The organism is Tardiphaga sp. OK245, from assembly GCF_900108575.1.
GTDB classification, from domain to species: domain Bacteria; phylum Pseudomonadota; class Alphaproteobacteria; order Rhizobiales; family Xanthobacteraceae; genus Tardiphaga; species Tardiphaga robiniae.
In genome coordinates this window covers 479313-493497 of record NZ_FNWZ01000004.1, presented here as the reverse complement: position 1 = coordinate 493497, position 14185 = coordinate 479313, and the positions used below count along the sequence as shown (strand labels likewise).

At 59.9% G+C, this 14185-nt stretch carries 15 protein-coding genes; 8 read left to right on the top strand and 7 right to left on the bottom strand.

Annotation, left to right across the window (positions count from 1 at the left end):
- Positions 1-36: 36 nt before the first annotated feature.
- From BLW80_RS20960 to BLW80_RS20950, 3 genes are all read right to left on the bottom strand, one after another.
- Positions 37-360 carry a BrnA antitoxin family protein gene (locus BLW80_RS20960; RefSeq protein WP_093759460.1) on the bottom strand — a complete coding sequence of 108 codons (324 nt, stop codon included), beginning with the start codon at positions 358-360 and terminating at the stop codon, positions 37-39.
- A complete protein-coding gene (locus tag BLW80_RS20955) occupies positions 302-634 on the bottom strand; it encodes a BrnT family toxin (protein WP_093759459.1) in 333 nt (110 codons plus the stop codon). The genes BLW80_RS20960 and BLW80_RS20955 overlap by 59 nt, the downstream gene beginning before the upstream one ends.
- A gap of 119 nt (positions 635-753) precedes the next feature.
- Positions 754-1311 (bottom strand): chlorite dismutase family protein, encoded by a 558-nt coding sequence (locus tag BLW80_RS20950; RefSeq protein ID WP_093759458.1) that lies wholly within the window; start codon positions 1309-1311, stop codon positions 754-756.
- A 374-nt stretch (positions 1312-1685) separates the two neighbouring features.
- On the opposite strand from BLW80_RS20950, the gene dnaG reads away from it, so the two are divergent.
- Together dnaG and rpoD are read left to right on the top strand one after the other, a co-directional pair.
- Entirely contained in the window at positions 1686-3716 is a 2031-nt protein-coding gene (gene dnaG, locus BLW80_RS20945) for a DNA primase (RefSeq protein WP_093759457.1), read from the top strand.
- A gap of 280 nt (positions 3717-3996) precedes the next feature.
- Positions 3997-6126 (top strand): RNA polymerase sigma factor RpoD, encoded by a 2130-nt coding sequence (gene rpoD / locus BLW80_RS20940; protein ID WP_089262093.1) that lies wholly within the window; start codon positions 3997-3999, stop codon positions 6124-6126.
- A 186-nt stretch (positions 6127-6312) separates the two neighbouring features.
- Here the strand turns inward: rpoD and BLW80_RS20935 are convergent, their stop codons facing one another.
- Positions 6313-7137: a LytTR family DNA-binding domain-containing protein gene (locus BLW80_RS20935; RefSeq protein ID WP_093759456.1), complete on the bottom strand. Its 825-nt coding sequence runs from the start codon at positions 7135-7137 to the stop codon at positions 6313-6315.
- Positions 7138-7257: 120 nt separating this feature from the next.
- Between BLW80_RS20935 and BLW80_RS20930 the strand changes: the two genes are divergently transcribed.
- From BLW80_RS20930 to BLW80_RS30455, 6 genes are all read left to right on the top strand, one after another.
- A complete protein-coding gene (locus BLW80_RS20930) occupies positions 7258-8229 on the top strand; it encodes an alpha/beta hydrolase family protein (RefSeq protein ID WP_093759455.1) in 972 nt (323 codons plus the stop codon).
- A gap of 194 nt (positions 8230-8423) precedes the next feature.
- Entirely contained in the window at positions 8424-9359 is a 936-nt protein-coding gene (gene ku, locus BLW80_RS20925) for a non-homologous end joining protein Ku (RefSeq protein ID WP_093759454.1), read from the top strand.
- Entirely contained in the window at positions 9356-9703 is a 348-nt protein-coding gene (locus tag BLW80_RS20920; protein ID WP_093759453.1) for a hypothetical protein, read from the top strand. Before ku ends, BLW80_RS20920 begins: the two co-directional genes overlap by 4 nt.
- Positions 9704-10113: 410 nt before the next feature.
- Positions 10114-10524: a DUF4345 domain-containing protein gene (locus BLW80_RS20910; RefSeq protein ID WP_093759451.1), complete on the top strand. Its 411-nt coding sequence runs from the start codon at positions 10114-10116 to the stop codon at positions 10522-10524.
- Positions 10525-10677: 153 nt separating this feature from the next.
- Positions 10678-11463: an HNH endonuclease gene (locus tag BLW80_RS20905; protein ID WP_139285872.1), complete on the top strand. Its 786-nt coding sequence runs from the start codon at positions 10678-10680 to the stop codon at positions 11461-11463.
- Positions 11464-11532: 69 nt separating this feature from the next.
- Positions 11533-11682, top strand: a complete 150-nt coding sequence (locus tag BLW80_RS30455; RefSeq protein ID WP_170849749.1) for a hypothetical protein — start codon at positions 11533-11535, stop codon at positions 11680-11682.
- A 60-nt stretch (positions 11683-11742) separates the two neighbouring features.
- Here the strand turns inward: BLW80_RS30455 and BLW80_RS20900 are convergent, their stop codons facing one another.
- The 3 genes from BLW80_RS20900 to BLW80_RS20895 form a co-directional block, all read right to left on the bottom strand.
- On the bottom strand, positions 11743-12534 hold the full coding sequence (locus BLW80_RS20900; RefSeq protein ID WP_093759449.1) for a hypothetical protein: 792 nt from the start codon (positions 12532-12534) through the stop codon (positions 11743-11745).
- A 9-nt stretch (positions 12535-12543) separates the two neighbouring features.
- Entirely contained in the window at positions 12544-13371 is an 828-nt protein-coding gene (locus BLW80_RS29970; RefSeq protein WP_139285871.1) for a hypothetical protein, read from the bottom strand.
- A 310-nt stretch (positions 13372-13681) separates the two neighbouring features.
- Complete coding sequence (locus BLW80_RS20895) at positions 13682-13918, bottom strand: hypothetical protein (RefSeq protein WP_068733419.1); 237 nt, start codon at positions 13916-13918, stop codon at positions 13682-13684.
- Positions 13919-14185: the final 267 nt, after the last annotated feature.

The window sequence follows — 14185 nt, the reverse complement described above, 5'->3', positions numbered from 1 at the left end:
AGCCGCTCCTATGGAGCGGCGGGTATGACGGGAGAACTATGCCCGTTTCTTGGTCTTCGGCTTGGCCTTCTGCAGCATGTAAGACCGCAGCACCGCATTCATCCTGCCCTGATAGCCATCGCCGCCGCTTTTGAAGAAGTCGAGCACGTCTTCATCGATGCGGATGGAAATGGCTTTCTTCTTTGCGGGAATGACGAGGACAGCTTTGGACCAATCGATATTCTCGAATTCCTTCCAATCGGGATCATTGGCAATCGCGGTTTCGATGTCCTTCTCCGTCAACGCGTCGAAACGCGCCCAGTCAGTCTTTCCCTTGCGGCGATCGCCCCATTGTCGCGTTACGATATGCTCTTTCTTCATTTGGTCTCGGATGGCGCGCGGAAATGATCCTGATCAGTTCACTTCGGTGTGTGAAAATAACCGAAATGATTCGACCATTAGCTTCCCCTATCGCTATCCATCGCTCCTCGTTGTTACGGGGTGAACGCCAGGCAATGATCGGTGAGTAAAAGATCTCACTTGCCTCTTCAAAAGCAATGTTGTGCTTCTTTAGGTTCGCTTGGCTCTTGAGATCATCCCATTCGAAGCCCGCGGGCTCCAGAGTCTTAAATCTCGTATCGCGTTCGGCCGTCATCTGCGCCCCATCGAGAAGAAGTTACAATCTGCATTGCCTTCTCCAAGTTTGGAACGAGCCGTTCAGCGCGATGGTTGTATATACAAAAGTATTTCGTGCTGGTCAAGGCTTAGTGGATATCAAACCACCGCCTTCACCACCCGCACATCCACCTCGCGCTCCACATAGCTCCATTCTTCCGTCTCGCGCAGGCCGCCGACGAGATCCTCGAACTCCTGTGCGTGCTCCGGCGCGTATTCGAACCAAGTGAGGAAATCGAAGGGCTCGCCGAGGTCGCGCGAATGGTAGAGCTGGCGCGCGATGGCGGGCAGGTATTTCAGGCTGTCGGCGATGTGGCGGGATTTGTCCTCGAAAATCCGGCGCCGCTCATTCTGGGTCATGTCCCACCACGCCGCGTTCTTCCTGATCGGGATCAGTGCGCCATGGGTCGCCTCAGCACGGCCGAGGCCGGCCTGTGCCGCAACCAGTGCGATCTTCTCGGTACGTTCGACATAGCGGACATGACTGGCGACGCCGGCGAGGCGCCAGGATGTCTGCGAGGGCAGCAGCGGCAGTGAGATGGCATCGGCATGGGTGATGGACAGCGCCGCAACGGGTTTCAGCGTCTCGCCCTTGACGGGCGAAATCGAGATCACCTGCCATGCACCGGTATTTCCGCCGCGGAATGTCGTGAACATGGGATATGTGATCGTGGAACCGGGGTGAGTTCAAGCGGCTTCTACGTGCCACACACTCGTCATTCCGGGGCGTGCGCAGCGATAGCTGCGCGCGAACCCGGAATCCCGCAATGTTCAGCACCTCTCACCGCCCGGTGTTCGGCAATGATGAACACGTCGGGATTCCGGGTCTGACCGCCAGACGGCTTCGCCGTCTTCTGGTCATCCCGGAATGACGAGTGCGTGGCCAACTGCCCTGTGGTTATCCGGGAAAACCTCGTGTCCAGTCGTATTTCTCAGTGCGAGACCTATATCCATGGTCGGCTGAGCTGAGGCCCAGATCAAAGCCGTCGGCCCGCAACACTTACCTAACCCGATCGCACGATAACTGCCCCATGCGCTTCACGCCCCAATTCCTCGACGATCTGCGCGCCCGGCTTCCGGTTTCGGAAGTCGTGAGCAAGCGCGTCAAGTTGAAGAAGGCCGGGCGGGAGTGGAAAGGGCTGTCGCCGTTCCAGCAGGAAAAGTCGCCGTCGTTTTTCGTCAATGACGAGAAGGGATTTTACCACGACTTCTCATCAGGCAAGCACGGCGACATCATCAATTTCGTGATGGAGACCGACGGCGCCAGCTTCGTTGAGGCAGTCGAGCGGCTGGCGCAAATGGCGGGGGTGGCGCTGCCGGCGGCGACGCCGGATGCCGCGCGCCATGAGCAGCGCCGCAAGACGCTCTATGACGTCATGGATCTCGCCGCAAAATTCTTCGCGGAGACGCTGGTGGGGCGCGAGGGCGCCCGCGCGCGCGGCTATCTCGCCGATCGCGGCATCACGCCCGCGGTTCAGCTCCAGTTCCGCATGGGCTTTGCATCCGAAGATCGCTTCGCGCTGAAGGAATATCTTGGCGCCGCCGGCGTGCCGGTGCCAGACATGGTCGAGGCCGGATTGCTGATCGGCGGCGAAGACATCCCGGTGCCCTATGATCGCTTTCGTGATCGCGTGATGTTTCCGATTTCCGACGTGCGCGGACGCATCATCGCCTTTGGCGGCCGCGCGCTGAAGAAAGATGCGCCTGCGAAATATCTGAACTCGCCGGAAACCCCGCTGTTTCACAAGGGCGACAATCTTTACAACCTGCCGATGGCGCGCAAGGCCGCGCATGACGGCGCGCCGCTGGTGGTGGTCGAAGGCTATGTCGACGTCATCGCCATGGTCGGCGTCGGCTTCCCCGGTGCGGTCGCGCCGCTCGGAACGGCGTTGACCGAGAACCAGTTGCAGTTGCTCTGGAAGATGGTCGACGAGCCGATCCTGTGTTTCGACGGCGACAAGGCCGGGCAGAAGGCGGCATGGCGCGCGGCGGAGCTGGCGCTGCCGCATCTCAAGCCCGGCAAGAGTCTGCGTTTTGCGCTGCTGCCCGAAGGACAGGATCCCGACGACCTCGCGCGCTCCGGTGGCCGCGCCGCGATCGAGGACGTGATGGCCGCGGCTGGCACGCTGTCGGATCTGATCTGGGCGCGCGAGATTGCCGGCGGCACATTCGCGACACCGGAACGCCGTGCGGCGCTGGAGGCGCGCATCAACGAATTGTCGAACGGCATCCGCGACGATGTCGTGAAGAAATACTACCGCCAGGACATGACCGAGCGGCTGCAGCGCGCCTTCGGCACCGGCCCAAAAAACTACGGCGGTAACTACGGCGGTAACAACGGTGGCCGCGGCGGCTTCCAGCAGGGTGGCGGAGGCGGCGGTTTTGCCCGTTCTCCGCGTCCGTTTACCCCCGGTCCGGCCGGGCGAATCAGTGGCGGAGGGCGGGGCGGGGCCAATGCCGGACCCCAGACCATCCAGCGCGGGCCCTATCAGGTGGTTAGTCCACAGCTTGCGACGTCCTCGATCATGCGCGGCCAGCGCAGCGCCATTTCGAGGCGCGAGGCGCTGATCGTGCAGTCGCTGATCAACCATCCCTGGCTGCTGCATGACCGGCTGGAGGAGGTGGCGGCGCTGGAACTCGCCCATCCCGAGATGCACCGGCTGCGTGCCGGGATCATCGCGGCCTTTGCCCATGAGCATCATCACGGCGATGAGGCCGAGCAAAGTGAACAAATGCGTTCAGATCTGGTTAAAGCCGGATATTCCGAGCAATTACAACACGTTGAGCAGGCGGTTACCACTCAGGCGGTGTGGGCGGCGCGGCCCGGTGCGGCCCGCGAGGATGTTCTTTCCACCTGGACGCAGCTCGTTGCCTTGCATCGCCAGTGGCACTCATTACTTAGGGAGCTTAAAGACGCGGAGCTTGCTCTGGGCGCAGAAGCGAGCGAAACGAACTACGGCTGGTTGCGCGATGTGAAGGCCCGGTTGGCTGAGGTCGACGGGATCGAGGCGCTGATCGAGGGGTTCGGAGAATCCTCGGGGCGGTTCCAGCGCAGTTCGTGAAGCAACTTTGCTGCGGATGGTGCCCGGGCAAACCGCGAAAAGACTCGCCAAACCCATGGTTTGGCTGCAAAAACAGGGTTAATCCGGGCTTAAGGCTCTCCACGTTAAGGGTCTGGGCTTAAGTAGTGAAAACCGCGAAGACGACGTCGGGGGTGGCGATGGATATGCGCCGCCCTTTGTGCGTCAAGTGGTGATGATGATTGGATCGGGGCGCTTGCGCCCCCTGGATTGATAGCGGGGCGGTGACGCCCCCGGCGTGAGCGCGTTTCAGGAGCATTGAATGGCCACCAAGGCAAAGACGCTGCAGACCAAGGACAAGGAAAAAGACGACAAGGCAGCTGACACGCCGGAGAAGGACTCCGCAGACGCGCCGTCACCTTTGCTCGACCTGTCCGACGCTGCCGTCAAGAAGATGATCAAGCAGGCCAAGAAGCGCGGCTTCGTGACCTTCGATCAGCTCAACGACGTCTTGCCGTCCGATACCACCTCTCCTGAACAGATCGAAGACATCATGTCGATGCTCTCCGACATGGGCATCAACGTTTCCGAAAACGAAGACAGCGACGGCGAGGAAGAGAGCAAGGACGAGGACGACGATACCGACAACGAACTCGTCGAAGTCACGCAGAAGGCCGTCACCGAAGTCAAGAAGTCGGAGCCCGGCGAGCGCACCGACGATCCCGTCCGCATGTATCTGCGCGAGATGGGCACCGTCGAGCTGCTGTCGCGCGAAGGCGAAATCGCCATTGCGAAGCGCATCGAGGCCGGCCGCGAGGCGATGATCGCAGGCCTCTGCGAAAGCCCGCTGACCTTCCAGGCCATCATCATCTGGCGCGATGAACTCAACGAAGGAAAGATCTTCCTTCGCGACATCATCGATCTCGAAGCGACTTACGCTGGCCCCGACGCCAAGAACAACATGAACCCGGCGCTGATCGCCCCGCCCACGGGCGATGGCGAAGCTGTGGCCGAAGGCGCCGAAGCCGTTGCGGCTCCGCCTGCGGCGCCGCCGTCCGCCACCCCGTTCCGTCCGGCGCCGCCGCGTTCGGCGCCTGCTGCGGCTCCCGCCGGCGAAAGCACGTCGGAAGGCGCTGCCGACGGCGACATGGACGACGACGAGTTCGAGAACCAGATGTCGCTCGCCGCCATCGAGGCCGAGCTGAAGCCGAAGGTGGTCGAGACCTTCGACAAGATCGCCGACAGCTACAAGAAGCTGCGCAAGCTGCAGGAACAGGACATCGCGAACCAGCTCGAGAGCGCCTCGCAGGGCCCCTCGCTGTCGCCGTCGCAGGAGCGCAAGTACAAGAAGCTCAAGGACGAGATCATCGTCGAGGTGAAGTCGCTGCGCCTCAACCAGGCGCGTATCGATTCACTTGTCGAGCAGCTCTACGACATCAACAAGCGCCTCGTTTCGTTCGAAGGCCGCCTGCTGCGCCTCGGCGACAGCCACGGCGTCGCGCGCGAGGACTTCCTGCGCAACTATCAGGGCTCGGAGCTCGATCCGCGCTGGCTCAACCGCGTCTCGAAACTCTCGGCCAAGGGCTGGAAGAACTTCGTCGCCATCGAGAAGGACCGCATCAAGGAACTGCGCGGCGAAATCCAGCAGCTCGCAGCGCTCACGGGTCTTGAGATCGGCGAATTCCGCAAGATCGTGCACGGCGTGCAGAAGGGCGAGCGCGAAGCCCGCCAGGCCAAGAAGGAGATGGTGGAAGCCAACCTCCGTCTCGTGATCTCGATCGCCAAGAAGTATACCAATCGCGGCCTGCAGTTCCTGGATCTGATCCAGGAAGGCAATATCGGCCTGATGAAGGCCGTCGATAAATTCGAATATCGCCGCGGCTACAAGTTCTCGACCTATGCGACCTGGTGGATCCGGCAGGCGATCACCCGTTCGATCGCCGACCAGGCCCGCACCATCCGCATTCCCGTGCACATGATCGAGACGATCAACAAGATCGTGCGCACCAGCCGCCAGATGCTCAACGAGATCGGCCGCGAGCCGACCCCGGAAGAGCTCGCCGAAAAGCTCGGCATGCCGCTGGAGAAAGTGCGCAAGGTTCTCAAGATCGCCAAGGAGCCGCTGTCGCTCGAAACCCCCGTGGGTGACGAGGAAGACTCGCATCTCGGCGATTTCATCGAGGACAAGAACGCGATCCTGCCGATCGATGCGGCGATCCAGAGCAACCTGCGCGAAACCACCACGCGCGTTTTGGCCTCGCTCACCCCGCGCGAAGAGCGCGTGCTGCGCATGCGCTTCGGCATCGGCATGAACACCGACCACACGCTGGAAGAAGTCGGCCAGCAGTTCTCGGTGACTCGTGAGCGTATCCGCCAGATCGAAGCCAAGGCGCTGCGCAAGCTCAAGCACCCGTCGCGGTCGCGCAAGCTGCGGTCGTTCCTGGATAACTAACGGTCGCTGTCGATCACTCGATCCTTCTGATGATGCCCGGCCTCGCGCCGGGCATTTTCGTATGTGCGTGCCGTGCTTTCACGCGCTCGTTGCCGGGGTACGTGGCTGCAAATATGTTCATGATTTGTTCTTTTCGTCAAGAGGCTTTGTGTCGCGCGTGTCACCCGCCGCGGAGCGGATGGCGGATTAGGTGTCGCCAATCGGTCCTGCGCGCGCTGGTTCGACGCCGCGGTTGTCCGGCGCGGTCTCTGTCGTGAGCCAGCCGGCCTCGCGCACCATGGCCACGGCCGAGCGGGAGACAGGGGCGGTGATCCCGTTGACGAGTTGCAGGCGCAGATTGCGGCCTTCGGTCACGGCGCACACAACGGCCTTCCGCGCGACCCACCATGACCGGTGCACCTGCAGACCGTCAGCGGTGCCGAGAGCCGTCATGGCCTGATTGAGCGTTGCCAGCACCAACCGGGAGTGGCCGGCGATATGGTGGACGCGGACATAGTGATCTTCCATCTGCAGGCAAAGCACCGCGAAGGGCGGCGCACCGAGCAGGCCGAAAGCCGTTGGCGGCGCGTCGTTGGCTTCCTTGGCCTGGTGCTGCTTGTGTCGTCGCGCCTGAAGCAACAGGGTGAAGCCGAGCACGACAGGCAGGGCGGTGATCAGTCCTTGCACATACCAGTCGAGCGGGCCGAGCCTTCTCAGGAATGGCCATATCGATACGCCGATCCACGCGGTCCAGATCTGAAATGGGACGGTCAGGATGGCGACGCCGAGGACGATCGCCGTCCACGTCATCCACGGCCTCAACTGGAATCGCAGCACCACGCGGATCAGGGACCCATACAGCAGGATTCCCGACCAGAAGCAGGCAAGCTGAAACGCCACGCGCTGCCATGCCGGTCCATTCAGATAGCTGCCGAATGGTCCGATCAGGCCGAGGAAGATGGCGCAGACGGTCGCGATCGCCAGGTCGACGGCCCAATCCCGCAGAAAATCACGTTGCCAAGCGTTGCTCATGACGTCTCATCGCAGCGGTTCGCCCACCGGCGAACCCGTTCGCCCATTGGCGAACAACGGCTGGCGCAGGGCGGCGCCCTTTGCAGAACTCGCGTGTCATCCCAATCCGCAGGAGGTTCAATGCGCAGCATCATCGCACAGGTTTTCGTCGCATTCATCGCTATCGCCGCCGCCAGCCAGGCCGACGCCGCGGTCGGCTTCCAGCATTTCAGCATCAGTGATCCACAAGGGCCACCCATCGAGGTCGGCGTTTGGTATCCCACCGGCGCTGCGCCGAAGCTGCAGGCGATTGAGTCCGATCAACAGATGGTTGCCCGCGATGCGGCACTCGCGGGCGACCGCCTGCCGCTGGTGGTCATATCCCATGGTCACGGCGGCTCCTATGCCGGGCATCTCGACACCGCCATGGCCCTGGCCAATGCAGGTTTCGTCGTCGCCGCCCTCACGCATAACGGCGATAGCTGGCGCGACCCGGGCAACCCCACCGCGATCTGGGAACGGCCGCGCCAATTCAAGCTGGTCACGGATTACATGCTGGACGCATGGGGCGACCATGGGCGTATCGATGCGACGCGCGTCGGCGCGTTCGGCTTCTCGGCCGGCGGTTTCACGGTGCTCGCGGTGGCCGGTGGCGAGCCGGACCTGCGGACTCTCGGGGATCACTGCAGGGCGCATCCCGCTTTCGAAGATTGCCAGATCGTCGAACGGCACCCGCTTCCGCTGGATGCCGCTATCGTCTGGGCCCACGATCCGCGCATCAAGGCGGTCGTCTCCGCGGCGCCCGCCCTTGGTTTTGCCTTCGGTCGCAAGGGCCTGGCGGCGGTCCGTCAGCCGGTCCAGCTTTGGCGGGCCGAGGACGACCAGGTCCTGCCACATCCCTATTATGCGGAGGCCGTCCGCCTCGCTTTGCCGACGTTGCCCGAGGCGCATGTCGTGGCGAATGCCGGGCACTACGATTTTTTGACGCCATGCTCCGCGCAACTGGCAACACGCATGCCGGCGATCTGCACCAGCAGACCGGGGTTCGACCGCGCTGCATTTCATGAGCGCTTCGATCGCGACATCGTCGCGTTCTTTACACGGGCGCTGTAGTTGGGGCCTGGATTTGGTTCGCCCGACAGCTCTCTTCATCGAGATGGGCGCGCGCACCTGCGGTGCGCGTGGGCGGCCTCGGCCGCGTGCTGTTCGAAGGTCGGCCTGCCGAACTGGTTCCGGCGCCGGGAACAAATCGGGCGGGTCCCGCTTGAGTCGGGATTGTGTCGCGTCGTGTGAGTTGGAGTATTGCCATGGCCCCGCGTGCCAATTGGAAGGGCTTTTTGCGCCTGTCCCTCGTGAGCTGTCCGGTCGCGCTATATCCCGCCACGTCGGATTCCGAGAAGATCAGCTTCAACCAGATCAACCGCAACACCGGCCATCGCATCAAATATCTGAAAGTCGATGCGGATACCGGCGAGGAGGTGGCGGCGGACGACATCATGAAGGGCTTCAAGGTCGATACCGATACCTATGTCGAGGTGTCGAAAGACGAACTCGACAACATTGCCCTCGACTCCACCCGCACCATCGAGATCGACGAATTCGTGCCGAAGGCCGATATCGACCCGCGCTACGCCATTCGTCCCTATTACCTCGTGCCCGACGGTAAGATCGGCCACGACGCCTATGCGGTGATCCGCGAGACCATCCGCGACATGGGCAAGGTGGCCATCGGCCGGCTTGTGCTCACCAATCGCGAGCACATCATCGCGCTGGAGCCGCTGAAGAACGGGCTGATGGGCACGCTGCTGCGCTATCCCTATGAGGTGCGCGACGAGGCGGAGTATTTCGACGACATCCAGGACGTCAAGGTCACCAAGGACATGCTCGATCTGGCGCGGCATATTGTGGAGCAGAAGGCTGCCGAATTCGAGCCCGGCAAATTCGAGGATCGCTACGAGTCCGCGCTGGTCGATCTCGTCAACCAGAAGCGCAGCGGTGTCGCCCTCAAGCCGCATGGCAAGGCGCGGCCCGGCACCAATGTGGTCGATCTGATGACCGCCCTGCAGCAGAGCCTCAAGGGCGGCGGCGCCGCGCCGACGCCAAAGGCGAAGAAGGCGCCGAAACGCGCCACCGGCCAGAAGGAAATGCTGCTGCCGATCACCGGCAAGAAGGAGCCCGCGCCGGCGAAGAAGGCGGCGCGGCCGGTGGCCAAAGGGGTGACCAAGGGCAGGAGGGCGGGATGACGCGCGCCTGGACCCCGTCGCTGGTGCCGGATGCCGGTGAGCAGACCGTCTATCTCGTGCTGGATTGTTTCGACCGCGCCGGCTGCGCCTGGCGCGAGGCCGATGTCGCGGCGACCGATCTCGAAACCGTCATCGCCGACCTGATGTCCGGCCAGTACAACGATCCGCAGCGCGTGATCGCCTTCAACACCGCCGAGCGCTGGGCCGACGACGTGTCGGAAGACGTCGCCCGCGAGATCCGCCGCCGCGCCGACCGCAATTACGAGGACGTCACCTCGTCGCTCGACGACTTCGTCCTGCGCCACGCCGGCCGCGAGCAGCAGCTCACGCTCAGGCTGGCGTGACGCGGGGCCTGCAATACTTTTCCGCGACGAGCAGGATGACCGAATAAAAAAGGCGGACCGTAAGGTCCGCCTTTTTATCGTGCGCGCTCTTAACCTCTCCCCGCAATGCGGGGAGAGGTCGACCGGCGAAGCCGGTCGGGTGAGGGGCCGTCACCAGCGCAGCCGCAATCACCACCTTTCGGGTCGCACTGTCTCGAACCCGGAGAATGTCCGCATCTCCGGACTTGTGCCCCGTCCCTCACCCCGATTGGCACAGCTCGCTGTGCGCGGGAGCGGGAGAGGGGGCGCCGCACACGACGCGGCCTACGTTGATAACTCCGCCACACCCTTTGATTGTGCCGCGTCCCGCGCTAGCGTCACGCATTGCCCGATCAATTTTCCTGAAGCACATTTCATCCGAGGACATTGCCATGACGTCACTCGCCCCGATGCTGCTTAGCCAGCGCGTTGCCCAGGTCTGCCTGTTTCTGGTGGGCGCCATCGCCATCTTCGGCGGCTCGCTGCAGATGTATCTCGGCCAGCCCGAGACCGCGCCGCGGCTCGACAATGTGCATCGCTTCATGGGCGGCATCTATCTGATGTCGGGCGTCATGGGCCTGTGGGCGGCCTCGACCATTCGCGAGCACAACACGCTGGTTGTCCTGATGGCGGCGACGGTGTTCGTCGGCGGCCTCGGCCGCGTGCTGTCGATATCAAAAGTCGGCCTGCCCGAACCGCATGTTTTGTGGATCACCTATCTCGTGCCGGAGCTGGTGATCCCCTGGATCATCATCGCGGCGCAGGTGATGACGAACAGGCAGATGGCGGGCGGGGCGGGGTGAGGGCGATGTCAGTGCACTGAAGGCGTAACCTCTGCACCTCAAATAGCGGACTACGCTTAGCTAATTCGACTTCTGCTGGTTGGAATTTCCGCGCAGGCTTGCTTTTACCCTGAGGCACTGCACTCAATCTACAGTATCTAGGGAGGTTTAGCGTTGCCAAAGAAAGAACGAAGAAACTGGTATCCAGTCGCAGCTAAAGCTTGGCCGGTGCTTGCTGATATAGCTGCAAGACGGACGGTCATTTTCTACAAAGACTTGGCCGGGAAGATCGGAGAGCATCACCGTGCGGTCAGATATGTTCTTGGTGTTATCCAAGAATTTTGCATGGATAGTGGATTGCCGCCGCTTACTGCGGTTGTCGTTTCAAAAACTCATGGCATTCCCGGAGACGGGTTCATTGCTTGGGAAATAGACGATCTAGAAGCGGGGCTAGGGTATGTCTATTCAAAGGATTGGACGGCTATGGCCAATCCCTACAGTGGTTTTGGTTCAGAGGATTCTATCGAATCATTCGCCGGGCAATTGATTGATCGCCCTGAAGGTTCAGGCGATGTCTATCGCCAGGTTAAAGATCGCGGAGTTGCACAACGCATATTTAAAGAAGCGGTCCTCATTGCCTATGATTATAAATGTGCCATGTGCGATTTCTCGTTCTATAGAGCGCTCGAAGCGCATCACATAGTGCCGTTCTTTGAAAGCTCCGTTGAGGAGCGGATTGCCGTGTCGAACGGCATCCTCTTATGCCCAAACCACCACAAGCTCGTCGAGCTAGAGTGCTTCGAGATCAAGCCTGATATGACAATCGAGTACTATGACCCTAAGGGAAACGAAGGTCCTTACACTGAGTCAGACAGGCAAGCATCGATTGATATCCATCATAAGAAGCTGCGCACGCCAACTGACCCAAAGTTAAAGCCTAAGTTTCCGGTCGTCGATTGATCTAGCGTGGCGTAGGACGGCGGACATCCTTCATGGGCGGCATCTATTGATGTCGGGCGTCATGGGCCTGTGGGCGGCCTCGACCGCGTGCTGTTGATCGCGAAAGTCGGCCTGTCCGAACCACATGCCCTGTGGATCACCTATCTGGTGCCGGAGCTTGTGATCCCGTGGATCATCATCGCGGCGCAGATGATGACGAACAGGCAGGACGCGGGTTGAGGCAGGAGAGGTCCTTTGCGGTCTTAGTATACTCGACACGTTTAGAGGTGCATGCCGTTGTCAAGATGGAGAGTCGAAAAGAGGCATATCCATTGATAACTGCAAAATGTCGTCCCACCGAACCTCGGGCGGATTCCGAAGAAATTCATACATCTCGCTAAGGTTTGGAGCCACGAAAACAGATTGTGATTTACCGACTTTAGAGCGCAGGAGTGCGTTCACCTTAGGAAAATCTGAAAGATACTTCGTCATATAATAGAGCAGGAAGGATCGCGTGCCTGGCATGTTTTTGGCGTAAGGCCGAGATGCAATGGTGACTAGGATGTCATCTCCTAGAAGCTTGTAGTCAGATGCGGGTCCAACCAGATCATGTCCAAAAAGATGAGGAATTTCCTTTTGGTCAAAGAGTGACCGCTGCGATTGCTCGTCTTTTATAGCCGCCGCTAGCTCTGACAGCGCGGCATTGGCAGATTTTGCTTTGTCTTTTCCGTAAGTCGTCAGGATTGGTAAAGCTGTTCTCCTGTTTTGCAGGATCAATCGGAGGAGAATCGCCAATCGTTCTTCTTGCCGTTTGTGGTTTCGAATCGCAGAGGTAAGACGTTTAACGTCGACTATCAGGTTCGAACCGTCGAGCGGGAGAGAAATGGATCGGCCGTCGAAGGAGTCAACGAAAAAATCGTCTCGGGTCGAGAATTCGATGTCATCGATATTCTGACCATCCAACTCCAGGGATGACGGGTCTACACCGATGTAAAATGTTCGCGGATCGCTGCCGGCGATCCGCGCTAGCTCGTGTAAGTCGTTTGTATCGGCGGTAAGTAGGACCGTAACTTTATCGAGCCAGTGCGCCATCAAAGTCTCCTATACTGACTCTGCTGTAGTGCTCGCCAATGTGACTGATCCAAATATATCCTCGATGTTTCGCACCTCTAAGCCCTCTTTGGATAGGTGCTCACGAATATAGGATTCTGCCGCAGCGAGCTTGTTTTTGAAGCCCGCGCGCCTTTTTGCAGATTCCCAAAGCGTTTCGTCCTTAATTTGTAGATCTCGAATTACGAGGTCTTCGCGTTTGCATCTTACCTCGACTCGAACTGTAGGAGGGATGCCTCTGGCGCGATCTTTCCTTTGGTCAATTAGCTTTAGTCTTGGCTGCTTAACTGCGTCCCATGGGCGTCCATCTAGAATCCCATTTGTCTGTGATTCAATGCTCCAGCGATAATGTCCGTCTGATGTCTTTGATTGAGTTGCAAGAAGTAGTTGAATTTTCCCCGTTAGCTCAATCTTTTTGAAGGTGGATTGATTGGCTTTTCCTTCAAGCGCTGTCGAAGCGGAAGCTTTGACTTCTTTGAGCGAAATGGATCCTGATATTCCTCCGCCAGCGCTGGACCGGCTTGTGTGTTCTATGAGTTCCGAAAATTGTCCTTCCAGTTCCGGCGTGTCACGGGAGACAGATTTTCTATCAATCGCCAAGGGCTCAGAATCTGGAATGATTACGATGACTTCCGCGCGTTTGATGCTCAGTCTAAATCTTACCGGGGATTGAGAGTCTCCTCCAACGCGTGCCGTTCCGAATACGACGTCTGCGTGAAGATCAACCGCTGATACACTACTTGAGAAGCTGTCATGCCACGCATCTATGTTAACAACATCGGCAAAGGCTCGTTTTCTGTTGTCCGAATTTTCTCGCATAGGAGCTTTCTCAGCCAATTGGAGTCGACGCGATTCGCTAAGTTGTTGGATCGTCTTTGTTCACTGAATCTGAGCAGCTTGGTTGATAGCTCTCGCTCTTTTATGATTTCCACTCAACCAGCTTTCGAGCATTAAGATTGGAACGGTAGGCGAAAAGCAAGCACGGGTTGCATCAATATCTTTCCGATGTCGAGGGGCAGCGCGCATTGTATTCAAGGCGACGTGATTACTCGTCACGGGCTACCCGAACAGAAAATGGCCGGGACAAGCCCGGCCATTCCAAATTCAGACGCTGAGTAAGCGAAGCTAACTACTTCTTCTTCGCGCCCACGCGTTCGACGCTCTTGATCTCCAGCGCCGGACGGCCGGACTTCTCGGCGATCTCGCGGTCCTGCTCGGCGATGGCGGCCTTGGCCGGCTCATCGCCGTCGAGTCCCCCCAGCAATTCGGAGGGCACGCGGCGGTTGGAGCGCTGCGAGCCGTCTTCATAGAAGACGTTGAAGAAGGCGAATTCGCCTTTGGGATTGGTACCGGGTTTCTTGGCCATGGCGGTTAAGTGGGGGATGGCGCAGGCGAAGTCAAAGCCTTAGCGCGCAAAGCGTGCATGCATCTGTGGGCAAAAGCGGGCAGTGGTTACCGCCGGGACGCGCCGCCCGGCCTGCGACCAAAAGTTCATGATTTGTTCTTGATGTTTCGGAGATAAGGATTATTATCCCCTCCGTCCTGCCCCACCGAGAGGGGCGATCGCGATCGTCACGTTCGCGGGGCAGGATGCGGTGGACGCCGGAGATGCGGCGTCACGCGGTTCATGGGG